Here is a 24,944-nt window from a genome sequence, read left to right on the forward strand (position 1 = left end):
AATAAGCAGCATACTATTCATATACAAGAAGGGGACGTTACCTTTGTCAAAAATCATTAAGACATTAACCATTGCCGGCAGTGACTCCAGCGGAGGCGCAGGCATTCAGGCAGACCTCAAAACCTTTGAGGAATACGGCACTTACGGCCTTAGTGCCCTGACTACAATTGTAACAATGGACCCTGACCGGGGCTGGCATCATAATGTATACCCTGTCGATGCTGCCATCGTTGCCGAACAGCTCAAGACGATCTTCGCCGGCGGTCCTGTGGATGCCATGAAGACCGGGATGCTCGGCAGTGTGGAGATTGTTAAGGTTGCTGAACAGGCCCTGAAGAGCAACAAGCAGACCAATGTCGTGATCGATCCGGTTATGGTATGCAAAGGCGAGGATGAAGTACTGAACCCGGAGAGTGCGGATGCCATCCGCGATCTGCTGCTGCCGCTGGCTACGGTGGCTACTCCGAATCTGTTCGAAGCCGGAGTACTCTCCGGTCTCGGCAAGCTGACTACCCTTGACCAGATGAAGGAAGCTGCCCGCTTGATCCATCAGCTCGGCACCCGGAATGTTGTCGTCAAGGGCGGCAAGGCGCTGGGCGGAGACAAGGCGATTGATATCTTCTACGACGGCAGCGAATACCTTGTCCTGGAGACTGCAAAGATCGAGCCTGCCCATAACCATGGCGCCGGCTGCACCTTCGCCGCAGCGATTACCGGCGGACTGGCTAACGGCTTGTCGGTGAAGGATGCTGTGGTGAAGGCGAAGGATTTCGTCTCTGCCGCCATCCGTAACGGATATGCTTTCAATGAATATGTCGGTCCTGTATTCCACGGGGGCTACCGTCTGGAGCAGTAAGGCTGAACGTATAATCAAGCAAGCTAACAACCAGCAGACAAAAACCTCTCTTCCAGGTCGCTGTAACCAGCCATGGAAGAGAGGTTTTTGTTGTTTTTTCAAAAAGAATCCAGATCCAATTCCGGCTTACTTGACGGGCGGTTCCTCCGCAATATGCTTCACGAACTCCAGCATCTTATCCTTGTCCTTGTCATTCAGGACACCGATAATGATGGATTTCGCATTATAATTGATAGGCAGCTCCGAGATGAACGGAGATTTAAGAATATCCACACCGTACAGCTCATTCTTACCCGTGTCCTCATTGACTCCCCACTGCATGCGTGTATCGTCCGCAGCAAGCTTCCCGTCCGCTGTGATTGCCTCCAGATTCTGGAATCCGGTCTGGCCGCCGATCCACTTGACAGTGGCCTCATCCAGAACGAGGATATCCGGTCGGTTCGCCGCCAGCTCCACGACTGCCTTTTGCATATAATTCATGTCCAGTGAATCGGAGCCGTCGCCCGTTCTGGGCAGATAAGTCATCACCGTCTCCACCCGTTTCCACTGCGGGTAAGCCGCGATGATTGCCTTCTCCAGCTCCTCGGTCTTGCCGCTCGTATCCGTGACACCGAAGCTGCCGATGAACATAATCTTCGCATCCACGGGCGGCAAGGAAGCTAGATATTGTCTATGCTGGTAATTGTCATAGAGAGCCTTCCCGCCAAAAATCACCACCAGCAGCCCGATAATGCCGAGGATCACATGTGTTTTGTAAAGCCGCATGAAGGTCTCCCACTTGCTCGCTGTACCGGAGAAACGTCCATACTTGGCAAGCCGATCATCTTCGGCCTTCTGGATCTCCTGCTCATCCCAGGTATCAAGAATCAGCTTGTACGCCCGGAAATCGGCTTCGTAGGCTGCTATCTCTTCCTCTGTGGTCAGGGCGCGTCTTCGCTTCAGGAGCATATCGAACCGCTTGTTCAGTTCCTCTCTGGTTACGGTTTCAGGTAATCCTAACTGCACATACGCTTGCTTCAGGTTCTCGTTCACATTGAATTCTCCTTTGATATGGATGATGCCATAATTCTATATTAACAGACTTCACCCTGTATTCTCCACTCGCACTATAGGCGGGCTGCCATGTCCGGGGTCTCCATCAGCAGAAACTCCATTTCGCTCTCCCCGTGTTGATACACGAAGCTATGTAAAAGGACGAAGCCTGCCTTCTTATACAAGCGGACTGCCCTCAGGTTAAACGCTGCCACCGACAATCTGAAGCGCTTCGCGTCATACGTCTGCTCTGCAAACCTCATCCCCGCCTGCAGGAAAGCCAGTCCATGGCCCTGCCCGGTCAGATCCGGTCTTAGCCCTAAGCCGATATCGAGGGCCGTTCCATCGAGGTAGAGTCCGCTCTCTATCCCTTCCCCCACCTGCGCGTTCTGACCGTAACAGAAGAAACCGATCAACGCTCCATCAGCAGCTGTTACACTAAAATAAGAGCCATCCAGCAGCTCCTCGATATCCTCTGCGGCATCAGCCGCATCCATCATATTGTACAGGGTATATGGCAGCTCGTACCTCCAGTTGACAATCTCTCTGGCCGCCGGCTCATCCATTAACCGGATCTGATAACCTCTGCTTTGTCCCAGGATCACTATAATATCCCTCCTCTCTTTTGTTTTTTGAATTCGGTGGGCGTAAGCCCGGATGATGATCCAGATGTATAAATGCGCTGTCTCTAATTATAGCAGTCTCTAGTCCAGTCCGTGCAGTCCTCTCCACTCTTCCGGCTGCATGCCGGTAATGCGTTTGAACACAGCGCAGAAATAGCTGACATTCTCAAAGCCTGCGCGCTGGGCGATTTCATAGATCCGCTGCCCCCGGCTGCTGAACATCAGCTGCTTGCTCCGGTTGACCCGCTGCTTGTTAATGTAAGCTACCGGCCGTTCACGGACGGTCCGCTGGAACAGCCGGCACAGGTACTGCGGCGAGACTGACGCTACCTCGGCCAGCTCCTTCAGCAGCAACGGGCGGTGCAGGTGAAGCTCGATATATTGCAGCACCGGCTTCATCCGAGCAAGCTCGTTGTCCTCATTCGAGGCCGGAAGCAGGCTGCGCTTCAGATCCAGCAGCAGTCCATACAGCAGCTTGGAACGCTCCAGATTGTCCTGCAGCTCATTGCCCGAGGAGAGGGTTAGCATCTCTTCCAGCGGTGCAAGTATGGGCTCTGCCCGCAGACGTCCGACCCCGGACTCGCGGATTCCGGCGTAGAGCAGCATCTGGGCTGCTTCTCTTCCGTTGAACGAGATCCAGGCCAGCTCCCACTCCCGGCTAAGCGGGGTATAGGAATGGGGAACATCGGGGTAGAGACAGAACAGGTCGCCCGCCCCTGCAAGGTAGGACTTGCCCTTGATATTGACTTCACCCTTCCCGCCGAGGACCTGGTGCAGCTGATAATCCGGGAATCCCGCAGGCCGGGCCATCTCCCCCTGATGCTCCCAATACCCGATGGTCGTGGCATACAGCGGCAGCAGAAGCATATCTTCCATCTCGCAAAAGATCATCGTGCTATCCATAGCGGTCTCCTTCCAGATGCATCTCGCTTTAATCTGTTGTTTCATATTTTATTATAACTGAAGAAAATCATTATATATACCCAGAACATTTACCATCCTATAATATGAATATAACAATATAAGGAGATGTTAACTTGCGCAATAAACTCTCATATCAGCAGCCTGCCAACGGATATCCCGAATGGAACAATAATCCTGAGATTTTTCAATTGAACCGTATAGACGCCCATGCCTCCATGATGTCCTTCCCGGCAGCGGCCGACGCCCTGCAAGGGGACAAAGCTTCCTCATCCCGTTACCAGTCGCTGAACGGAACGTGGAAATTTGCTTTTGCCGAAACACCGGATGCACGGATCAAGGACTTCTATAAGACCGGATACGACGCTGCCGGCTGGGCAGATATCGCCGTTCCTTCCCATTGGCAGTTCCAGGGATATGATTATCCCCAGTACACCAATGTACGTTATCCTTGGGAAGTGTCCGAGCCGGATCTGAAGCCTCCCTTCGCTCCGACGGTATACAATCCGGTAGGCTCCTATATCCGTTCTTTCAGCATTCCGCAGGATTGGGACGGACAACCTGTATTCCTCAGCTTCCAGGGTGTGGAATCGGCCTTTTATGTATGGGTGAACGGAGAACTCGCCGGATACTGTGAGGATACCTTCACACCGTCAGAATTCGATATCACTGCCTACCTGCTTCCCGGCGAGAACAAGCTGGCGGTTGAGGTCTACCGCTGGTGTGATGCGAGCTGGCTGGAAGATCAGGACTTCTGGCGTCTGAGCGGAATTTTCCGCGATGTCTATCTCTACACTGCACCTCCAGTACGGGTAGCCGACTTCTTCGTCCGTACCGAGCTGGACAAGAGCTTCACCGATGCGGAGCTGCAAGTTGACCTGACCCTGGAGAACTATTATAACCGGGTCACCTCCGCACATTCCGTAGAAGTACAGCTCTACGACAGCAAGCAGCAGCCGGTATGGGCAGCGCCGGTGTCAGCCGGATTTGCTTTTGAACAAGAGGGAACTCAGCTCGTTAAGCTGTCCGCAGCCGTGAAGAACCCGCTGAAATGGAGCGCGGAGAAGCCTAATCTCTACACCCTGCTGATTTCGGTGAAGGATGATCAGGGACAGCTGCTGGAAGCGCTCAGCTGCAAGACGGGCTTCCGGACCTTCGAGATCCAGGACGGCCTGATGAAGATCAACGGCAAACGGATCGTATTCAAGGGAACGAACCGCCATGAATTCTCCTGCGATACCGGCCGTGCGCTCTCCAAGGAAGATATGATCACCGACATCAAGCTGATGAAGCTTCACAATATCAATGCCGTGCGGACCTCTCACTATCCGAACCAGTCGGTATGGTACGAACTGTGCGACGAATACGGTCTCTATGTGATTGACGAGACGAACCTGGAGACACATGGCTCCTGGCAATACGGGCAGAAGGAACTGCATGATGGCAACGTTCCCGGCAGCCGTCCGGAATGGCGCGCGAACGTCATTGACCGCTGTAACTCCATGATGCAGCGCGACAAGAACCACACGTCCGTCATCATCTGGTCGCTTGGCAACGAATCCTTCGGCGGCGATAACTTCCTGGCCATGCATGACCACTTGAAGCAAGCTGACCCGACCCGTCCGGTGCATTATGAAGGTACTTATCATTACAGACCTTCGGACGCGGCCAGCGATATTGAATCAACGATGTACATCAAGCCGGATGAAGTCGTGGAGTACGCACTCAGCAATCCCAAGAAGCCGTACATTCTCTGCGAATACAGCCATGCCATGGGCAACTCCTGCGGCGGCCTGCATCTGTACACCGAGCTGTTCGACAAATATGACAGTATTCAGGGGGGATTCATCTGGGACTGGGTGGATCAGGCGATCCGCACAACTACTCCTGAAGGCGTGTCTTATCTGGCTTACGGCGGAGATTTCGGGGAAAAGCCGCATGACGGCAACTTCAGCGGCAACGGGCTGCTGTTCGCGGACCGCAGCGTGACGCCTAAGCTCTACGAGGTGAAGAAATGCTATCAGAATATCGCCATCACCGCCCTGGATCTGAAGAGCGGAAGCTTCGAGGCCCGCAACCACTTCCTGTTCACGGACCTGGCAGACTATCAGCTGAGATGGACGCTGGCTCTGAACGGCGTAGCGGCCCAGGAAGGACAATTGCCGCTCTCCGCAGCGCCTGGCGAAGCAGCCGGCTTCACGGTTCCGCTGGATTCAGCGCTGCTGGAATCTGACAAGGAAGCTGTGCTTACGGTGTCGTTTGTTCAGGAGAGCGCAACCGCCTGGTCTGAGGACGCGCATGAAATTGCCTGGGAACAGTTCGTGTTAAGCCCTTATATTCCGTCCCGCAACCCGGAACTTTCGGGCGGTACCCTGCAAGTGAAGGAACAGGATGGCTTCGTGAACTTTGAGGGCAGCGGATTCGCGCTTGCCTTCGAGACAGCCACCGGCGCGCTTGTCTCACTGAAGTCCTCCGGGAAGGAGGTTCTCGTCGCACCGGCCAGACCTAACTTCTGGAGAGCTGTAACAGACAATGATCTGGGCAACAAGCATCCCGAGCGCTGTGCGGTCTGGAAGGAAGCGTCCTACGAGCGTCAGCTGGCCCGGTTCAGCTGCCGTGTGGAAGGGGGCCTCGGCTTCGTGACTGCCGACTATCTGCTGGGTGCGCTGCCGCAGTCTACCCTGCGTGTTCATTACGAGATTCGTACGGATGGTTCGGTTGAGATCGTACAGGAGCTTAACCCGGGCAGCAGTACCCTGCCGGAGATCCCGGAATTCGGGATGGTCTTCGAGCTGGACAGCAGCCTGGACACGGTCTCCTGGTACGGCCGCGGGCCGCATGAGAACTATTGGGACCGTAAGTCCGGAGCTCCGTTGGGACTGTACACAGGCAAGGTCAGCGAGCAGTTCACGGATTACCTCCGCCCGCAGGAGTGCGGCAACAAGACGGATGTCCGGTATGCTTCCGTCACCGCAGGACGCGAAGGACACGGATTATCTGTGGAGGGCGCGCTGCCGCTTGAAGTCAATGCACTTCCTTGGTCTCCGGCTGAGCTTGAAGCCAGCGACCACGGCTACAAGCTGCCAGCCTCTGACAAAACCGTGCTGCGTGTCAATTACAAGCAAATGGGCGTGGGCGGCGACGACAGCTGGGGTGCGCCAACCCATGAGCAGTTCACGCTGCCAGCCAACCGTCCATATACCTTCAAGTTCAAGCTGACACTTATCTAAGCAAGCATAAGACTTAATACAGAGGGCAGTCCCGCAAGCCGTAAATTGGCTGGCGGGGCTGCCCTATTTTATCTTTTGGGGCTCCTGCAAAGTACCTGAGTCATCATCGAAGCTAAAGCTCCACTTTGTGGGGTTAGTTTCGTGAACAGGCTGGTGCAGATTTATCTTGATAATCCCCGGAAATCCGGCGAGAATGGAGTCATAATCAGTCTCTTATTCGGTCAGGTGAGGAGATATAGGTATGTCAGATACAGCCGCAAGAATCCGGGATGAGATCCTGGATTCTATGACAGAACGATTTGGGATGCATGTCACTGAAGCAGTCCAGATTGATCAGGGCTTCCTGAATCTGAAGTGGAGGCTGGACAGTGATCAGGGCCGTCTGTTCGTGAAGCAATACAGCAAGATCCGTTACCCTGAAGCGCTCACCCGCGGACTGGAGGTCTCCTTAAGTCATCAGGACCATCTATACCTCGAAGGCCTCCCTGTTCCGAAATTATTTTCACACGCGGGGAATTATGTCTTGAGAACGCCTTCACAGGAACGGTACGTGCTGATGACCCTGTGTGACGGGCACAGTATTGCCTCCGGCTCGGCCACGGAGCAGCAAATGTATGCGCTGGGCAGGGTAGTCGGCCAGATGCACAAGCTGCTTAATGCACAGCCTGCTTCTTTGCCGCCGTATTGGGAGGTCCGCAGTCAAGCGTCTATGGTGAGAAATTGGGAGGTACGCTATCTCCAGGCCACCGCCCGGAAGAGCGAGGATACGATATCGGCGCTTGAGCTTCAACGGAGTATTATCGACCGGATGGACACCAGCATCTTCGCGGACTGCGAACGGGGCTGGGGGCACCGGGATTTGTTCGTGGATAATATCCTGTTCAGCGCAGGTCAGGTGGCGGCGATCCTGGATTTCGACAGGCTGCATTTCGTCTACCCGGAGTTCGATGTAGCCCGGCCTATCCTCTCCTGCGCGTTGTCTGAGGGCGGGATCAGGCTCGACCGGGTACGGGCCTTTGTGACGGGCTACCGTGAATATACCCCCTTGCCTGCAAGTACACTCATCCGGTCACTCAAATTAACCTGGTGGAAGGAAGCCGAATGGATTGCCGTGCCCGGGCAGGATGAATTCCCTCCGCTCGTCCGCTTCCGTCAGGAGAATCAGTGGGTCGCGGCCAACTGGGACCGCTTGAATGATATGTTCGCCGGAACCTGAGGGGGATTGTCTTTCGGCAGCTTCTCCCGCCGCCCCGTATAGAATTCTGCTTACCATTCCCCCCGCGGGAGGAATCTGAAGAATTGGGATAGGGCCATTAATCATGGCCTTTTTTTGCTGTATCAGGATGAGTTTATCGCAAGCAGAATAAATTCCCGGAAACAAAATGTGACCGGATGCCGTCCTAAAGGGTGTTATAGATAAAGGAGGGCATAACCTCATGCAGCAACCCATGACCCGGCCGGGCCATCCTGTGATGAAGAGCTACGAACAATATGCAGAAATGCTATACCGGATTGCCCTGGTTCATCTGGGCAGTCGCCAGGATGCCGAAGAGGCTACGCAAGACACCTTCATCAAGCTGATGGAGAAGGCTCCCGTATTCAAAGATGACGAACACCAGAAGGCCTGGCTGATCCGGGTCATCACCAATCATTGCAAGAATCTGCTGGGCAGAGGCTGGCGCAAGCGCGAGGTCAAGCTCGAAGGGGTGGAGCCGGTTACGGCCGATAATCCTGAAGAGCTGGCGGTATTGCAGCTTGTGCTGTCCCTGCCGGTGAAGGTTAAGACTGTGATTCATCTGTACTATTACGAGGATTATCCCGTCCAGGAGATCAGCAGAATTCTGCAGATCAGCGAGTCGGCCGTGAAGATGAGACTTCAGCGCGGTCGTCAGCTGTTAAGACTGGAGCTGGAAGGAGCAGAAACGGAATGAAGGAAGATCAGTTTCGAACCCAATATAAGAAAGCGGTGGATACTATGAGTGCAAGCCAAGAGATGAAGCAAGGATTAGCCGATAAAATGGAACAAAAGCGCCGTCCGCGTAAAATGGTCTATATTGCAGCAAGCGTGCTCGTTGCTGCCGGAATCGGCTTGGCCGGACCAAGCCTGATGAAGCAGCTGGGCGGAACGGCTTCCCCGAATCAAGTAGCCCAGGTAGATCCGGGCACACCTGCGGCAGGGAATTCTGCCGGAGTCTTCATTCCCAAGATCGAGCTGCCGGATAAAAGCTCCGGTGCTGCGGCCGATATGATCGGCCTAGTCGTCTACCAGGGCAATATCTATACCCAGGCTGCGATCCGCATTGAAGCGGCCGATGCAGCAGCACTGCGCGGAGAGAAGCTGGGCCGCACGACCAGCGGGATTGATGAATGGAGCGGCAAGGATGCGTATACGGAGCTGGCCTCGAACATCGGGGAGACGGATATCTATGCGGTCAAAGGATATGATTCCGGCTTCCTGGTCATGTCTTATACAGAGGCAGACGGTCAGGTGTTCGCGGAGCTGTACGAACACACAAACGGGATTACAGTCCATAGCGGTGCCGATCTCATTGGCAAGCTGAACCTGGACGGGCGCATCGCCTCCGCCCAGTGGGAGAGCTTCGACAGCTGGAATAACGGCAAGCAGCAATACCTGCCGCTGCCCGAAGGCGCAGCGCTTGACGGCTTCCTGAGCGCCCTCATGACCGCCAAGCCCCTAGCCGCTGATCCGCTCATGGAACAAGGCATCTATGACCAAGGTGACCGCAAGCTGGTCTACCTTCAGCTGGAAGACAAAACCCGGGTGGAGCTGACCCTGTTCGGCCAGGGACTCGTGCGCTACAGCAATGCTCCGGTATTCTTCGAGGTTGAGCCCGGTGCCTTCAAGGCGCTGTGGGATAGCATGAAGGCGTAACCGGGCAGCTGTAAGGCAGCGGGCGGCGGCCGGATTAACAATCAACTGGCACCCGGGCGGGTCTCATAAGATAATCCAGTTGCAGACGGGGAAGATGCTGAGCAACTCCCCCACCTCGGCGGTGGCTCAACTCTGCCGGCAGCGGAAAATTACCGGCACAGCAATGACGGATAACAAGTGGAAAAATGTATCCTAATTCATCTATTTCTGAAGGATAAAAAGAAGCAAGTGGAAAAACAGCATCTAATATAGTTGGTTTCCTTGATTTGGGTTAAATGAGCTAATTTAAGTGTTGTTTTTCCAACTATTGTCTTTGCGACTCCCCATTCGTCATCAGCAAGTGGACGAAATCCACCTATTTTCCCCTCAAGAAGCAACGTAGTGGGTCCACAACCTAACTATCTGACTCCCTTAACTTTCCGGCTCTCCGGTAGGCTAACATAGCTAACACATTTGAAAGGCCATCCCGGCAGGGATGGCCTTAAGCTTTTACATACCCTTCCATTTCGACCCGATGTACTCCTTGATCTGTTCTGCCAGCACGGCCGGAGGTGTCGAATTGGAGTCAAAAGTTGGCATCGGCGGATCATACTCCGTATCGGCATGGTCCAGCAGCCACTGTGCGAATTCCTCGTGCTGCCTGAGCATATCTTCAGTCCAGATCGCTGCATCCTCCCGGCCCCGCAGGCGGTCATTTCGGGTGGCATCGTCACAATGCAGGTTAATAAAGTGTACTTCACTGAAGGCATCATAAACATCGCATTTCTTGGCGTCCCAAGGCATCATCGTCCCGCAAATAATCGTCCCTCTCCCGGATAACGCAACGGCACGCGCACAATGAAACAGCACATTATACCGGTCCTGATACTCCAGCTTCTTCCCCGTGCTTCCGAAGTTATCATCATCCGTACTGAACAGTACAAATTCCGTCATCTGCTCCCTCAACTCGTGCATGACTGTTGTCTTCCCTACCCCACTTGCTCCGGTGATAATGAATAATGGCAACTTGGTAGTCATATGTCCTCCGTCCTCTCTTCACTCAAATATTCCGATATGTAGCGCTGATCCGCCTCCGAGCTTGTCCAGAAAACCACGGGTGCATGCGTAATGTTCATCCGGCGCAAGGCTATATTCCGGTGGCGGCCATCATTGATTGCAAACTTCCCGCCAGCATAATTTACAATTAACGGAGGCATATCCCACTTGCTATAATAGGCTGTCATCGTCTCTACAATACTGAAGAAACGGGCTTTTTCATCTAATTCAGTCAGATATGAGGGTGCGCCTTCCTCTATTCCGAACCTCGTGATATCTACAACTACCGGCCCTGTGTAGATTCTGGGTTCCAGCAATAATCCGTCTGCCAACACCACATTCTTCCCTTCATTCCGCAAAAAAAGCTGCACCCACTCGTGGGTAGCCCCCCGCCGGGCATATTCCATTGCACAACCAGCCGTCCCGTATATCATCCTGAATGCCTGCCTTTCCTCGTGGGATATCTTCATCATAGCTGTGAGAACAGCAAACATTCTATATCGAGAATAATTTAAGCTATTCCTGCCATATCCGCTCAGTCCGGTCTGTACATAGCATACTGTTTCAGATATTGCTCATCATCGGCTAATTCCGTCATCCAGACAACGACAGGATATTCGCTTACCCCAGCACGATGAAGCGCTTCCAGTAACGGATTATCGCAGTTCAATTCCATTCTCCCTTGCGCAATCTTCGCGATGAGGGGCGGAGTGGCTTCACCCGCTTGAATCTGTTTGGTCCAGTGCATCACCTTTTGCTCAAAACTCTCCCGGTCCACCCTCCATTTCATCCCTCTCTCCGGTCCGCTCGTTCTACTCAGCAAGGAGAGCGGCATCCATAGTGGACCCTCATACGTTCTGTTCATCAGCGCAAGGCCTTCGGAGAAATTCTTGTTGCGGCGGCCGAACAGCACATAGGTATGCACCCACTCCTCCTGCATCCCTGCTTCTGCGTATGCTGCGGCGGATGGTGCTGTGGGATCGTAATCCAGTTTGTTGGTGTCCTTTTTGGAGTATACAATACGTTTAATTGTCTCCTGGGATAAATAATATTCCTTCGACAGCTCAGCGATTGGGGTTCCGTGAAGATACTTATTGTAGATCAGCTGATTGCGTCTGACGAGAACCTGGCGGTAGCCCGAAGCCTCACCCCACGCCTTCTTCTCATCATCCAGCGGAATATACAGCAGCTTGCCCGCCGCATATTTCTTCACTTCCTTAAGCAGCTTCTCCGGCAAAAGCTCCCCGGCATTCTCATATTTCATAGGTTCACCTGCCTGTAGATCAATTACAATTCTAGAGCGCCTTCCACGCGGTATTTCTTCTCCCATTCCGATACATGGCTGGAGTCTATGCGAATCAGCTTCGCCGGAGTATATTCGATAGACGTAGATGAATTAGCCCCGCCGCCGTCCGTCAGGAAGCGCAGCGCTTTAATTCTGCGTACTACCTCTTCATCCGTTCGGATCTCAGCCGCCTCTTCCTCGGACAACACCGGCAGCGGAATATCCTCCCGCACAGTAGTGAACACGCCATTGTTGTCCGTGTAAGACAATTCGGCCGCCAGACTGTACTCCCCGCAAGGAATCGGCTCCCGGGTGAAGATTTCAATATATAGGTCCGTTACTACCAGCGCCTCATTGATCCTTATTCTCCCGCTGCCGTCTTCAACAGCACCACTCAGATCAGGGGACCGGTGAAGCCCTGCCGGAAGGATTAGCTGTAGGCGGATATTTTGTGCAGCGCCGGGCGGCGCGATCTGAAGCCAGAGATGATTCATCCCTTCTTCATGCTCAATAGCAGATTTTGCAAAACGCATTTGGATCATACCTGTCCCTCCTCTTGAAGTAACCGGGTGACGGCCTCAACCATTTTCTCCTTCAGAACCGCAGAGATCCGCGGGCTAACGGAGAGAATTACATCTTCACTGATGACATGCAGCTCACTGTGGAGCATCTGATCCGACTGGTACAGCCGCAGATTATCCCCGAGCTTGATGATTTCGTCTATCGTCAGTTCGGCTAATTTCTCTTGGGCCGAGGCCAGCGTCTCGCCGCTCTTGGACAATACAAGGATCGCCCGTAAATAATGCAAATGACTATCTGTATACGCCCTCTTATTGCCCACCAGTTCAAGCGGCGGCAGCATCCCGATCTGCGTATAGTACCTGACTGTCCGCAGATTCATCTGCGGATCTTCGCGGTGAAGCACCTCAGCTACTTGCTTGGCGGTGTAGGTATTCATTGGATTCTCCTTTCTTAAAAACAAAATAAAGTTACACTTAACTGTATATGTTACAGTGTAGTGTAACTCAATATTGATGTCAATAAGTTACTCTCCTTATATGCTATAATGCCAAAAGGAATCGTGGAACTTCTTGTGAGCATTCATGTAAAAACAGCCTTCACGACTCGTTCAGTCATTATGCACCGGAAAGAGGTCCACAACAATGGATATACGAAAATTACAATACTTCATTGCGGTTGCGGAAGAGCTTCATTTCCATCGAGCCGCCGAGAAATTAAATATGACACAGCCTCCGTTGACCCAGCAGATTCAGGCTCTGGAACAAGAGCTTGGTGTGAAGCTATTTGAACGGAACAAGCGTCAAGTCCGCCTCACACCAGCGGGGTCTGTTTTTTGGGAGGAAGCCACCCGGATCTTATCTCAACTGGAGCGGTCTATTCAAACTGTACGATTGGCTAGCCAAGGCATTATTGGACATTTGAACATTGCATTCATCGGTTCAGCAGAGGGCGGTATCATAGTCGATGTGCTCAAAATATTCCGGCAACGCTTCCCTCAAATACAGCTGAACCTGCTGGAGATGACTTCTGCCCAGCAATGGCAGGCCTTGCATGACGGTACCATCCATATTGGATTCCTTCGCTTCATTGAGCCGGCCAAGAATATTAGTCATTGCAGCTTGATCAACGAAACTCTGGTTGCCGTGTTGCCTGATCAACATCCGCTCGCCAAGCTGCCTGCATTGCCAGTCTCCGCTTTGCGTTCCGAGCCTTTTATCTTCTTTCCGCGTAAGCACGGTCTTCCTTTTCATGATCTGATTATGGGCTTTTGCGCTGAGCATGATGTCTACCCTCAGGTTGTACAGGAAGCCGTGCAAATGTATACCATTGTGAACCTTGTAGCAGCGAACCTGGGGGTTTCCATTGTCCCTTCTTCAGTTTCCGTCTTCCAGCGCAGCGGAGTCGTATTCAGACCCTTTGAAGACAATGTCCCGCCTGTCCCCTTCTATGCTGCCTGGAGAACGGATACGAATCAGGCCATCCTCACTGCATTTATAGAGATTTTACAAGAACATAATTCCAGGTGAAAGGTGAGCGGACAACGTTATTCACCCGGTTTTTGCAGGATCACGCTCAACTAGCCCCTCTAATATTCTGTCAATCTCACTCAGCAAATCAGGTTCAAGACGCACGCCCGAAGCCTTCACATTCTCTTGTACCTGCTCTGGTCTGGATGCCCCAATGATTGCAGCCGACACCTGCGGATTCTGCAGCACCCATGCGATGGCCAATTGCGGCAGTGTCAGCCCCGCTTCGTGTGCAAGTGAGGACAGCCGGGATACAGCCGTAAGAACCTCTGTATGCAGCCACTGGCCAGCCAATCGTTCAAAAAACGGAGAACCCGCTGAAGTCGAAGCACGGGACCCCTGCGGGACAGGTTGATTCGGCAGATATTTTCCCGACAGAATGCCTTGGGCCAGCGGTGACCAGACAACCTGCCCGATTCCTTCCTGCTCAGAAGCCTGGATCACCTCCGCTTCGATCACCCGCCATAACATCGAATATTGCGGCTGGCTAGCCACCAGAGGAACCCTCAGCTCCCGGGCCAACACCGCAGCTTGTGTGATCTGTTCAGCCGTCCATTCGCTGATCCCCACATACAGAACCTTCCCTTGACGCACCAGATCAGAGAAGGCCAGGAAGGTCTCCTCCAGCGAAACCTTTTTGTCAAATCTATGGGCATAATAAATATCTATATAATCCGTCTGCAACCTTTTCAACGAGGAGTTACAAGCTTCCATAATATGCTTCCGGGATAGCCCACGGTCATTAGGTCCTGTTCCTGTAGGGTGACAGACCTTGGTGCATAACTCGATGCTTTCCCGCCGCACTCCTGATAAGACTTGCCCCAGCACCGTCTCCGCCTTCGTATCCGAATATACATCTGCTGTATCAAATGTAGTGATTCCCGCGTCCAATGCAGCATGAACACAAGCTTTGGCTGTGTCATTGTCCACTTGCGCACCATGCGTAATCCAGTTTCCAAAAGCAATCTCACTGACCGATAAGCCACTAGCACCCAATTTCCGATATTCCATCCTTCTTACCTCCTTTTAATAGCCAAAGCGTAACAAATCACTATTAATAGGTGAAATATCTTTTAATGAGTCTTTTGATACGAAAAAAGTATCACAGAGCCATTCACTGTGTTCTCATAGTTGAACCAAGCTCAACATGCAAAGACCCCTCCATTAAATTGGAGAGGCCTTCTTAGTTCTATAGCGTAGCTACTGTCTGCTCATACAACGCCCCATCTACCTCACCGACAAACGGCGTCCACTCCCCCGCAGTATACAACTGCAGCCGGTGCATAGCCCGAGTACATGCCGTATAAAAAAGCTTCCTCTCGCTCTCCCTTTGATACGTCTGCGGGGACGCGTCGTAGATCAGTACGGCATCGAACTCCACGCCTTTGGCAAGATAAGCGGGGATCACCTGTATTCCTTTTTCAAAAGTTGGCGTATTCTTCGTAATCAGCCTCAGCTCCAGGGCGCCACCTTGGGCAGTCAGGCACTCATAAGCTTCTCTGCTCTCTGCGGCCGTCTTCGTAATCACAGCGATGGAGCTATAGCCTTCAGCCTGAAGCTCCGCGAGATCTTTCACGATGCGCTCTGCCTTCAACTCACGATTGTCCAGTTTAGCTAATACCGGCTTCCGGCCCCTCCGTTCAAAAGCCACAATCGCCTCGCCGCCGGGCAGCAGCCGCTTCGTAAACTCCACAATCTCAAAGGTCGAGCGGTAGCTGCGGACCAGCAGGAACTGGCTAGTCTCTTCTTCTCCATAGAGCTTCAGCAGCGGCGAGCTGCTTCCATACAGATTCGTCGCCTGCGTGAAGATCGCCTGGCCGAAGTCTCCCAGCACCGTCATACGGGCACGCGGAAACAGCTTTTTGAGGAACTCATACTGGAACATGGAATAATCCTGGCCTTCATCCACAAAAATATGCCGCACCTGCGTATTCGTCCGCACACCTTCGATTAGCTCTTTTAAATACAAATACGGGGTCGCATCTTCATACCAGAGTGTCCCGCTATCCAGCATCTCCCGGGTCTGCGCACAGATCTCCGGCCATAGCTCCGGCACCTCCGCTTCACCCGTCATTTCCCTGTAGGCCGTTTCATCACTGAACAATTGACGGTAGAGCCCGGCCATGTCGATAAAGTTGAACTTCCTGATCCCCCGTCTCAGCGGTCTGAACTGCTCCTTCACGATCATCTGGGCCAGCAGCTCTTCCTCCCGTTCGGCGAAATCAAAGTCACTCTCATCCTGCTCGCGCTTGTGGACCAGCAATTCCTGAAGGCGGAGGTATTTCTCGGCAAAATCAAACACGCCCCGTTCCCTGTGCAGCATCCGGTATACTTCAGCGTATTGGTCATTGTCGAGGTAATTCATCTCTTCCTCTACCCAGGAGGCTCCCTGCTCCAGCTTTTGCAGTCTGGTCAGCTCTTCGAGCAGCCATTTCTGCACCAGCGTAATCCGGTTAGGCAGACGAATCGAAGGATCAAAGCTGTATAGCTTGCTCTTGATTAGCTCCCCCGAGATTAACACGCGGTCCCGGAAGCGAATGTCCTTGAACAGCATTCCCTCCAGCTTCAGCCACTGCGCATAACCCTGAAGTGCCCGGAGGAAGGCTTCCGACGCCTTATATCCGACTCCCTTGAGACGGGCTTCATACCCCTCTTCCTGCTGAGCGGTAAGCACGTATTCCATCTGATCGAACGAATCTTCAATCCGGTAATCCTGACCCAGCCACGTTTCCAGATATTCCTGAAAGGTCGTCTGCTGCATATTCTCTTCACCCAGCTCCGGAAGAACGGTAGATACATAGCTATTGAACATCGGGTTAGGGGAAAATAACACAATCTGATCCGCCGTAAGCCGCTCGCGGTGTTTGTACAGCAGGTAGGCTACGCGCTGGAGCGCTGCCGAGGTTTTGCCGCTGCCCGCCGCTCCCTGCACAATAAGCATCCGGCTGGTATCGTTACGGATAATCGCGTTCTGCTCGGCTTGAATCGTAGCGACGATGCTTTTCATTTGTGAATCTGCGCCTTTGCCAAGCACCTGCTGGAGCAATTCATCTCCGATGGTAACGCTCGAATCGAACAAATGCTGAAGCTGACCGTCACGGATCTGGTACTGCCGCTTCAGTTCCATCGTGCCGGTGATCCATCCTCCCGGTGTGTCGAAGGCCGCGTGTCCCGGCGGATAGTCATAATACAGGCTCGCTATCGGGGTACGCCAGTCATAGACAATGAAGCTCAGACCATCCTCTTCGATGAAGGAGGACACTCCGATATAGACCTGTTCCGTCTCCTTCTGCCCTTCCTCGTGAAAATCAATCCGGCCAAAATAAGGCGACGGCAGCAGCCGCTGCATATTCTTCCATTGCCGCAGCTTCCGCGCATGACTGCGTTCCCGTTCTGACAGGACTGCGTCCTGCTGGGTAATGGTGAAGAAGCTCTCTTCGAAATCCTCCTCCGTACTCGTATTGACCGTAACCTCTTCCCAAAATCTCCGGCGGATGTCTGTGGCCTGCTCCTTCAGCTGGCCAACCTCTGGCTCCAGGTTTGCGATCCCCGATTTCAGCTTCTCTTTGACCTGCTCCAGCCACTCCTGCTCCTGCTCCCAGCTGCTTACCTTCTCCATCACCTGATCACTCCTCATTCTTGAAATAGTCCCAAACAGGCGGGTTGACAAACCGGATGTCCCTTTGCTATAATTAAAATATAAATAAGATGTGTTACCTCCGATCTAATTCTTGAAAACAGTCAACAGTCTTCTAACATTAGCATATTATTTCTTTGTATGCAATACTTCCTGAATCACAAATAACCCTGGCGCTCGCGCCAGGGTTTTGTTGTTTAGGTGATAACCTGTCCTATTACACAGGCCGCTCAAGCTCAAAAATCTCCCCAATCCCCGCATAGCTATTCCCGGCCAGACGGCTGACCGCCCCTAATGCCACCGGATTAATTCTCCCCTGCCCGTAGATCGCCTCGTCCAGATGAAACTGCACGATCCTGCCAATCAACAGATCATTGTTAGGCAATTCAAGACTATGCTCAAGGACACATTCCATCCGCACCTTCGCTTCCTGAATGCCGGGAACCTTAATGCGCAGACTATCTACAGGCGTCATTCCGGCTAAGGTGACCTCGCTCTTATCAGGCGGCAACGGCGCAGCCGTCATATTCACTTGTCCGACATTCTGCACATCCACAATATGAACTACAAACTCCTTCATTTGCTTGATGTTGCGTGCAGTATCCTTGGACCGCCCCCCGGCATGCTGAATAGAGAGGGAGATCATCGGCGGGTTGGAGGATACGATATTGAAATAACTGAATGGCGCACCATTCAAGACCCCATCCTCCGACAAGGTGGTTACAAAAGCAATCGGACGCGGGATAATCGTCCCAACCAGAAGCTTATAATTATCCCGTTCGGTGCCCTGCTGCGGATCAATAGGGATCATGCTCATGCCTCCTTTTTTAATGTCAAAGCAGATTAGTCAAGCTCTCTTACCGAAACCGGCAGCAGAACTTGTTCAATCTGTCCTCTGTGCGGCTCGTATTGTTCCGGCAGCATCAGACTGGTCCCCATCGTCTCCGGTGTCTCGTCATGGGCAAAGCCCGGAGGATCGGTAGCAATCTCGAACAGAATCTCCCCATGCTCTCTGAAGTAGATGGCGTTGAAATAATTCCGGTCCTGCACCGGCGTTACCCCATATCCATTATCATGCACATAATCCTGCCATTCAAGCTGATCCTGGTCATCCTTCGCTCTCCAGGCGATATGATGGACAGTGCCGACCCCCATTTCACCCCGTGGTACAGCCGTTACCTTCAGCTCAACCACATTGCCCAGATCCGCAGCCGAGCGGTAGCGGGCGACATCGCCTTCCTGCCCCTCGAATGTAAGTCCCATCACCTTCTCCAGCAGCTCCGCCGTTTGTTCAGGTTGAGTGGACAGCAGTGTCGCGCCGCCGAAGCCCTTAATTGCCACCTCCGGTGTTACTCCGCTGAAGGTCCATTCATTACGCTCACCCGCCTCCCGTTCCACCAGCTCCAGATGCAGACCGTGCGGATCATCGAATTCCAGGTACAGCTCCCCGAACCGCTCCATCTCTGTGTAAGCCACCTTGAACGCCGTGAGCCGCTCTCTCCAGAACGCCATCGCCTGGGCCGGAATCACATACGAAGTAACGCCAACCTGGCCCCCGCCGATCTTACCCTGATACGCATCCGCCCACGGGAAAAAGGTAATAATGGTTCCCGGCTTCCCGCCATCATTGCCGAAGTAGAAGTGATACGTTCCCGGATCGTCGAAATTGACCGTTTGCTTCACCAGCCGCAGCCCCAGTACCCCTGCATAAAAGTCCATATTCTCCTGCGGATGCCCGACAATAGCGGTGATATGATGAATACCCATGGTTTGTTTGTTCATTTGAATTGCCTCCTGTTTGTTTGATTTGCCTAAATTATCTTCATATTAAGATATTAGCTTTAATATTATCTTTAAGTTAAGATATTATATGTTCTCACTTTACTTTTTATTGCTCCCCTTGTCAAGCGGATAACAATATTCAATCCTGCACATAGCGCCTGCTTGATTTCCTTGAACGAGTGCCTGAATATGCTCCATCTTCATCCTCCTGAATCAAGCCTGCCAAAATCCCGAAGCAGCTTGGTTTTCTCAATGGCCTTAGCCGCCTTCCACCAGTTCTCGCTGATGGCAAACTCTTTGGCGTACACTTCATTGTTTTGGAACCAGCTCCAATTGATCCCCCATACATCCTCCCCCGGCTTTGTATCAATGAGGTAATCCAGTTCTTGATGTATCCAAGCTTCATTACCCGAATAGAACCTGCTGCCAGGGGAAGTGATATAATTCGAGGGCCGCACACCATAATAAACCCACTTGCAGATGTCCTTTTCAATAGACTCATAGACTAATTTTCTTAAGGTATCCTGTAAAAAATCATACTCCAATATATCTGCTAAGCTACACTGCTGTACGGTGTCCAGAAGAGTGCAGCAGCCTGCTATACCCATGTCCCCATAGTTGTCCAGCGTTTTGAGCTTGTTTATCAGTTGATGTGATACCTGCATGGCTTTTTGGTATATGCTGCTGCCGGGGTCCGTAAAATTCAAGATGAAGCTGACGATTTCTGCCGTGACGCCTATGCTTTCCACCTTGTTGGACTCATCATTGAAGGTCCACCATGGGGCATGCGGGTAATCATTGTTAGACGGAACACTGAAGAACCAGTAATCATTCGAGAAATAGGCCCCGCTTTCAAGAAACCTTATTATCCCTTGCATAATAGGGTGCTTGGTATCGGTATAATTTACATTCCTCAGGATATGGATGGCAGACACGGTTGTATACGGTGAGGAATGTGGATTCCAGCTATCTGCCTCGAGTCCGTTTCCGAAGCCTCCATCTCTATTCTGGTAGTAAGCTAATTCCGCGAGCACCTCTTCCTTACTACCTCTTTCGAACTCATATTTCCAAACGGAGAGTTCAACAGGCCGGGCGTTGCGATGCATCCACTGCCGAATTTCCTCAAATGCCTGCCTGCTTAGCTTCTTACTACCGTTCGGTGTTGTTACTCCAGCGGTTGAGCTTGTGTCTTCTCTGTCAGCTGCCATGATCGGTTTCCTCCAAGGGTTATGAGATTAACTGCCATTTCAAGCCAAACTTATCTTCAATAGACCCGTACATAGGGCTGAAAAATTGTGGCCCCAGCTCCACCACAACCTTGCCGCCTTCCTTAAGCCGTTGGAATACCTGGCATACCTCGTCACCAGACTGGAAGAAGACATTCAGGCATATCATGTTCCCGGCTGCTAGTTTCTCTTGCGTGTCGCTCATGTTGAGCCTTGATCCACAGATTGTGATTTCACTATGCATAACCTGATCATGTATATCCTCTGACACAGGGAAGCTCGGATCCGGCGGGGCATTCCTGAAGTAATCTATGCTGACATCCGTCACATCAAAAACCTGCTGATAAAACTCTATAGCTTCTTTACAATTCCCCGGAAAATGTATCGCTGGTACGATCATTACAAAACCCCTTCCTATAAGGAGCAGCAGGCTATGGGATGAACACGGCTCCATGCGCTAATTGTAAGCTACATTTTGAAGCTGTCATTGTAAAAAACGGACATGTTCTTCAGATAATCCTGCGGGGTCAGACCGCAAAGCAACTTGAAGTCCTTATTGAAATGCGGCTGATCGAAGAACCCGGCCTGTACAGCAACTTCCGTGAACGGCTCTGGCTTATTCTGCAATAGCTTCAGCGCGTAATTGACACGGACTATCCTGGAAAACATCTTCGGGCTGGTTCCAATATGTCTTAGAAACAAACGCCGGATGTGCTTCTCGCTATAGTAGAATTCGGAGGATAATCTCTTAGCGCTTACATTCCCATGCTTGCTAATTATACTGTTCATGATCGCAGAGACGTCCTTGCTTATAGGACGAGCATATAGCCTATGGATGAAAATTCTGTTAACTGTATTCAGCAGCGAATCGATACTCTCCGATTCCAGCAGTATGTCCTCCAGAGCTTGCTTCAGAGTCTTATCCAGCTGGTCCAGCATAAAGGAGGCATCCAGCAATTCGGACTGGTCAGCCTTAATGAAAGGATGCAGTCCGCCCGGATGAAACTCAATCAAAAATAACAGCTTCAGCTTATTAGCAAATGCTCCGACATGGCACACCTTGGTGTTTGTACCCCGCAAACTTGAGATGATGTTATGATGTGTCACCGATAGCACCAGTGTAGAGCTTGCAGACGGCAGAACAGCATACTCATTCGACATTGTCTGCACCGTTGGAGTGGAAATCGTATAGCTAGAGATAAAAGGCCGCAACAAGAGATGCGGGGAGACATACAAAAAATGCTTGTCACGAATGAGAGATGCTCCCTTATAGCCTTCAAGACTAGTTTGAGAAATCATCTGTCGGCCTCCCCCGCTTCATTTTGACGATCCGAAAACAGAACAAAGATAGTTTACATTCGCTAAAATACTTAGGTTAATTAACCTCTTTCTCGTAATAGCACAAGGTCATCTTATCATTGATTTCCCGGGTTTCATTGGTCCTTCTGTAACCCATCTTCTCATACAAGTAGCAGTTTCTTTCCTCTTGCACGATGGTAGCCAGTCCCCAGACTGTAGCGTCAGCATACATTTGCTCGATTTGGGCGAATACCTGCTGGGCTATGCCTTGGCCTTGATATTGCGGCAAGATAAATATTTGGCCTAGCCAATATTTCTGCGCATCTGTCTTCTTGACCCTAATGCTACCTGCTGCGACACCGGCATTCCGGATGATGTAATAATCTACAGAAGCCTGATTAAGCCGTTCCGCCACTCTCTCCACCGTTTCATTGGCTGGGCTTGTCTCATAATCCTGATATTTCTCCAAGAGCGGCATAAAGGCCTGAAGCTGCATCGCATGAATATCCTCTGCATCCCCCACCGTAGCTTTACTTAATGTAACCTCTGACTTTTCCATTGTATGTACCTCCTGGCTTTATACCCTATATACGTAATCCCAATGTTTACCCTTAAGTACGGAGCCAGGCCCCATGTCCCGCTTCTGCTGCAAAATAAAACCAACGCGCTCATACATCCGCTGCGCGGGGATCAGATCATCATTAGTGGTCACCCGAATCTGCCCGACTTCATTCCGCAGGATTCGGTCGACCGCTTCTTGAAGCTGCATGGTGCTGTAGCCTTTGCCTTTGTGGGCAGTCGCAATACAATTATGGCCGATTTCAGCGTATCGGGGCATCTGCCTCGGGTCCCAGGATACAAAACCAATCGCCTTACCATTCAGCACAGTCATGAACCCATATTTATCTGCAATTTGCAGATTGTCAAAGAAAAAGTTATCGAACTCCTGCCAATTCTCCAGACAGCTCTGCTCATACCTGCGGTCGAAGGAATAGGCATCCTTCAAGAATTCAAGCAATGTTCCCCGTTCAAACAGGCTGATCTTACTGAACTCAATGTTCATTTACTCCCCTTCTTTTCTTGGGTTTGGCTACAAAGTTTTTAATACTACAGGTTCCAGTAAAGATAAATCGTACAGGTTGCCACCGCCCGCAGGGCTGTCATTGCGTATATGCTCTTCCAGGCAGAGTCTGCTGCGGTCAGAACGGTACTTTGGGCTATGCGCTAATTGATCCATCAACAGCTTCCAGGAACCTCCAATATCATCACTGCTGTCCAGCTTGGCATATAGCCCGCCGGGCAGGATCATTTCCTTGAAAGGCTCAGGGACGCTGATTCCTTCAGGAATTGTCGCACACATTCCATAGCCATAGGGTTTACCAGCACTACTTGGCATAGGCTTCATATTCCCGCCGAATAACCGCGCCGTGCCCAGAAGATTAGCAGATTCCAGCCAATCCATGATAGGACCCATCGCTTGGTCTTCCGGAGAAACGTCTACCACGATATGAAAGGCTACCCTCATAGTTGGCAGTGTAATCACTTTAAATGTGGACTGCCCGGTTACATTACTCATAAAGACATTCTCCATTTCGCTAAGCAGTTCCTCCTGAATGGAGGTCCTCTTATTGGAAGTATTCAGGTAATCGAGTACCTGTTGTAATTGCTGTCCCATCCGTTCGAGTTCTTCTTGGTGCATTTGTAGAGCAATTATCCTGTTCTGTATAACCTGCTTAAGCACAGGCACAGAACTTTTATCCAAGACAGCCTGTATTTCTCTGATCGGGATATCCATTCTCCGCAGCAGCGCTGTGATCCTGATACACTTAAGCGCATGTTCATCGTAGGTACGCCAGCCGGAAGATACCTCTCTCATACTCTGAAACAATCCTTCCGCTTCCCAGTGCCGCAAGGTACGGCTCGTCAGCCCCAGTTGCTCCGACAATTGCTGTATGGTAACAACAGTCCTGTTCATTTCTCCCTCCTTCCTGTGATCACATCTCTATCCTATCACTTGACGTCACGGCAACTTCAAGGGGCAAATCGTGTATATCCGAAAAAAACCTTCTCCCCCTGCGTATTCTCAGTGATCTTATAGGGGTGGAGCTGGTCATAATAGCGCTGAACAAATTCTCCTTCGCCTACCGGGTAGAGCTCAATATGGACGTTGCCGGTGAATCTGGTGAAGTACAGCTTCCCGCCGGTCAGCTCAAGCTGAATTTTGTCTGCGAGATAGGTTCCGCAGTACGCTCTTAGGCTGGATTCACTGAGCTTAAGCTCAGGATGCCGGTCCGGAGCCTTCACCTCCACCTGATGCATTATCCGCGAGCGCATGGCCCAGTCTGTACTGATTGATGCCTTCATTGTTCGAGAGAATGATAATGCACAGATCTTCAGCGTAAAAATGCTGCATATACGTACAAATCCCCGCAGTCCGAAACAACCGCAGCAGCACCGATGCTGAACTTCTCGTTATAATACGGGCATTTGACGGTTTCCGCGAAGTCTGTGATATAGTTGCTGGATCTGTTCTCAATCACGGCGCCCCCGTCATCCACCATGCTGTTCGTCATACCAAGTGGCAGGAAGAGATGACGATGCAAAAACTCACCGTACTTCTCACCCGAGACATGCTCAATGATCCAGGCCAGCAAATTGTAGTTGGAGTTATTATAATCGTACGCTGCTCCTGCCGGCTTGGTTGGCTTCTTGTTAATGTATTGCCCGAAGAACCTTGTCCGGGAATAATCCAGCCGGTAGTCTCCGCCGAAGAAATCGTTCTCAAAATTATAAAAGTTGTATAGACCGGAGGTATGTGACAGCAAATGATGGACAGTGATCGACTCATCAATGGCAAGCTCTGCCGGGAGATAGAGGCGTGCAGGCTGGTCAACATCCAGCAGGCCCTTATCATGCAGCAGCATGACGGCAAAGGCCGTAAATTGCTTCGACATAGAGGCGAGCGAGAAGCGTGACGCCAGCGTATTTTTAATTCCAAACTCCATGCTTGCATACCCACAGGCCCTCTGAAAGAGCACCTCGCCCTTCCTGATGACCTGAATCACGCCGAACATATC

At 51.7% G+C, this 24,944-nt stretch carries 26 protein-coding genes; 6 read left to right on the top strand and 20 right to left on the bottom strand.

Annotated elements, in window-relative coordinates:
- Positions 1–43 precede the first annotated feature (43 nt).
- Complete coding sequence (gene thiD / locus MKX42_RS21145) at positions 44–856, top strand: bifunctional hydroxymethylpyrimidine kinase/phosphomethylpyrimidine kinase (RefSeq protein ID WP_340754334.1); 813 nt, start codon at positions 44–46, stop codon at positions 854–856.
- Positions 857–982: 126 nt separating this feature from the next.
- On the opposite strand, the gene MKX42_RS21150 is transcribed toward thiD, so the two are convergent.
- From MKX42_RS21150 to MKX42_RS21160, 3 genes are all read right to left on the bottom strand, one after another.
- A complete protein-coding gene (locus MKX42_RS21150; protein WP_340754336.1) occupies positions 983–1,888 on the bottom strand; it encodes a hypothetical protein in 906 nt (301 codons plus the stop codon).
- A gap of 74 nt (positions 1,889–1,962) precedes the next feature.
- A complete protein-coding gene (locus MKX42_RS21155) occupies positions 1,963–2,493 on the bottom strand; it encodes a GNAT family N-acetyltransferase (RefSeq protein WP_340754338.1) in 531 nt (176 codons plus the stop codon).
- A gap of 99 nt (positions 2,494–2,592) precedes the next feature.
- Positions 2,593–3,414 carry an AraC family transcriptional regulator gene (locus tag MKX42_RS21160; protein ID WP_340754340.1) on the bottom strand — a complete coding sequence of 274 codons (822 nt, stop codon included), beginning with the start codon at positions 3,412–3,414 and terminating at the stop codon, positions 2,593–2,595.
- A gap of 134 nt (positions 3,415–3,548) precedes the next feature.
- On the opposite strand from MKX42_RS21160, the gene MKX42_RS21165 reads away from it, so the two are divergent.
- From MKX42_RS21165 to MKX42_RS21180, 4 genes are all read left to right on the top strand, one after another.
- The gene (locus MKX42_RS21165; protein ID WP_340754343.1) at positions 3,549–6,662 is read left to right on the top strand and encodes a glycoside hydrolase family 2 TIM barrel-domain containing protein; all 3,114 of its coding nucleotides are present in this window, start codon (positions 3,549–3,551) and stop codon (positions 6,660–6,662) included.
- A gap of 241 nt (positions 6,663–6,903) precedes the next feature.
- Complete coding sequence (locus tag MKX42_RS21170; protein WP_340754345.1) at positions 6,904–7,878, top strand: phosphotransferase; 975 nt, start codon at positions 6,904–6,906, stop codon at positions 7,876–7,878.
- A gap of 220 nt (positions 7,879–8,098) precedes the next feature.
- Positions 8,099–8,593 (top strand): RNA polymerase sigma factor, encoded by a 495-nt coding sequence (locus tag MKX42_RS21175; protein WP_340754346.1) that lies wholly within the window; start codon positions 8,099–8,101, stop codon positions 8,591–8,593.
- Positions 8,590–9,555 carry a hypothetical protein gene (locus MKX42_RS21180; protein ID WP_340754348.1) on the top strand — a complete coding sequence of 322 codons (966 nt, stop codon included), beginning with the start codon at positions 8,590–8,592 and terminating at the stop codon, positions 9,553–9,555. The genes MKX42_RS21175 and MKX42_RS21180 overlap by 4 nt, the downstream gene beginning before the upstream one ends.
- A 489-nt stretch (positions 9,556–10,044) precedes the next feature.
- Here MKX42_RS21180 and MKX42_RS21185 read toward each other — a convergent pair whose 3' ends face one another.
- From MKX42_RS21185 to MKX42_RS21205, 5 genes are all read right to left on the bottom strand, one after another.
- The gene (locus MKX42_RS21185) at positions 10,045–10,572 is read right to left on the bottom strand and encodes an AAA family ATPase (protein WP_340754350.1); all 528 of its coding nucleotides are present in this window, start codon (positions 10,570–10,572) and stop codon (positions 10,045–10,047) included.
- Positions 10,569–11,024, bottom strand: a complete 456-nt coding sequence (locus tag MKX42_RS21190; RefSeq protein WP_340754352.1) for a hypothetical protein — start codon at positions 11,022–11,024, stop codon at positions 10,569–10,571. Before MKX42_RS21190 ends, MKX42_RS21185 begins: the two co-directional genes overlap by 4 nt.
- Before the next feature lie 101 nt (positions 11,025–11,125).
- On the bottom strand, positions 11,126–11,854 hold the full coding sequence (locus tag MKX42_RS21195; RefSeq protein WP_340754354.1) for a CD3324 family protein: 729 nt from the start codon (positions 11,852–11,854) through the stop codon (positions 11,126–11,128).
- Between the two features lie 23 nt (positions 11,855–11,877).
- Complete coding sequence (locus tag MKX42_RS21200; protein ID WP_340754356.1) at positions 11,878–12,417, bottom strand: hypothetical protein; 540 nt, start codon at positions 12,415–12,417, stop codon at positions 11,878–11,880.
- Positions 12,414–12,833, bottom strand: coding sequence for a MerR family transcriptional regulator (locus MKX42_RS21205; protein WP_340754358.1), 420 nt, complete (start codon positions 12,831–12,833; stop codon positions 12,414–12,416). The genes MKX42_RS21200 and MKX42_RS21205 overlap by 4 nt, the downstream gene beginning before the upstream one ends.
- A gap of 205 nt (positions 12,834–13,038) precedes the next feature.
- Here MKX42_RS21205 and MKX42_RS21210 point away from each other — a divergent pair, with 205 nt between their 5' ends.
- Entirely contained in the window at positions 13,039–13,923 is an 885-nt protein-coding gene (locus MKX42_RS21210) for a LysR substrate-binding domain-containing protein (RefSeq protein ID WP_340754360.1), read from the top strand.
- 21 nt (positions 13,924–13,944) lie between these two features.
- Here MKX42_RS21210 and MKX42_RS21215 read toward each other — a convergent pair whose 3' ends face one another.
- The 12 genes from MKX42_RS21215 to MKX42_RS21270 all read right to left on the bottom strand — a co-directional run bounded on the left by MKX42_RS21215 (position 13,945) and on the right by MKX42_RS21270 (position 24,872).
- Positions 13,945–14,934: an aldo/keto reductase family protein gene (locus MKX42_RS21215; protein ID WP_340754362.1), complete on the bottom strand. Its 990-nt coding sequence runs from the start codon at positions 14,932–14,934 to the stop codon at positions 13,945–13,947.
- 178 nt (positions 14,935–15,112) lie between these two features.
- Positions 15,113–17,542, bottom strand: coding sequence for an RNA polymerase recycling motor HelD (gene helD, locus MKX42_RS21220; protein WP_340754364.1), 2,430 nt, complete (start codon positions 17,540–17,542; stop codon positions 15,113–15,115).
- A gap of 235 nt (positions 17,543–17,777) precedes the next feature.
- Positions 17,778–18,371: a flavin reductase family protein gene (locus MKX42_RS21225; protein WP_340754365.1), complete on the bottom strand. Its 594-nt coding sequence runs from the start codon at positions 18,369–18,371 to the stop codon at positions 17,778–17,780.
- A 32-nt stretch (positions 18,372–18,403) separates the two neighbouring features.
- Positions 18,404–19,342 (bottom strand): ring-cleaving dioxygenase, encoded by a 939-nt coding sequence (locus MKX42_RS21230; protein WP_340754368.1) that lies wholly within the window; start codon positions 19,340–19,342, stop codon positions 18,404–18,406.
- 200 nt (positions 19,343–19,542) lie between these two features.
- On the bottom strand, positions 19,543–20,550 hold the full coding sequence (locus tag MKX42_RS21235; protein ID WP_340754369.1) for a hypothetical protein: 1,008 nt from the start codon (positions 20,548–20,550) through the stop codon (positions 19,543–19,545).
- Positions 20,551–20,569: 19 nt separating this feature from the next.
- On the bottom strand, positions 20,570–20,968 hold the full coding sequence (locus tag MKX42_RS21240; protein ID WP_340754371.1) for a VOC family protein: 399 nt from the start codon (positions 20,966–20,968) through the stop codon (positions 20,570–20,572).
- A gap of 68 nt (positions 20,969–21,036) precedes the next feature.
- Complete coding sequence (locus MKX42_RS21245; RefSeq protein WP_340754373.1) at positions 21,037–21,867, bottom strand: helix-turn-helix domain-containing protein; 831 nt, start codon at positions 21,865–21,867, stop codon at positions 21,037–21,039.
- Positions 21,868–21,943: 76 nt separating this feature from the next.
- Positions 21,944–22,426 (bottom strand): GNAT family N-acetyltransferase, encoded by a 483-nt coding sequence (locus tag MKX42_RS21250; protein ID WP_340754375.1) that lies wholly within the window; start codon positions 22,424–22,426, stop codon positions 21,944–21,946.
- Between the two features lie 18 nt (positions 22,427–22,444).
- Positions 22,445–22,930: a GNAT family N-acetyltransferase gene (locus MKX42_RS21255; protein ID WP_340754377.1), complete on the bottom strand. Its 486-nt coding sequence runs from the start codon at positions 22,928–22,930 to the stop codon at positions 22,445–22,447.
- Positions 22,931–22,957: 27 nt separating this feature from the next.
- A complete protein-coding gene (locus MKX42_RS21260) occupies positions 22,958–23,842 on the bottom strand; it encodes a MerR family transcriptional regulator (protein ID WP_340754379.1) in 885 nt (294 codons plus the stop codon).
- 56 nt (positions 23,843–23,898) lie between these two features.
- Positions 23,899–24,231 carry a hypothetical protein gene (locus tag MKX42_RS21265; RefSeq protein ID WP_340754380.1) on the bottom strand — a complete coding sequence of 111 codons (333 nt, stop codon included), beginning with the start codon at positions 24,229–24,231 and terminating at the stop codon, positions 23,899–23,901.
- 29 nt (positions 24,232–24,260) lie between these two features.
- Entirely contained in the window at positions 24,261–24,872 is a 612-nt protein-coding gene (locus MKX42_RS21270; protein WP_340754382.1) for a serine hydrolase domain-containing protein, read from the bottom strand.
- Positions 24,873–24,944 lie beyond the last annotated feature (72 nt).

Source organism: Paenibacillus sp. FSL R7-0204, assembly GCF_038002225.1.
Lineage (GTDB): Bacteria > Bacillota > Bacilli > Paenibacillales > Paenibacillaceae > Paenibacillus_AQ.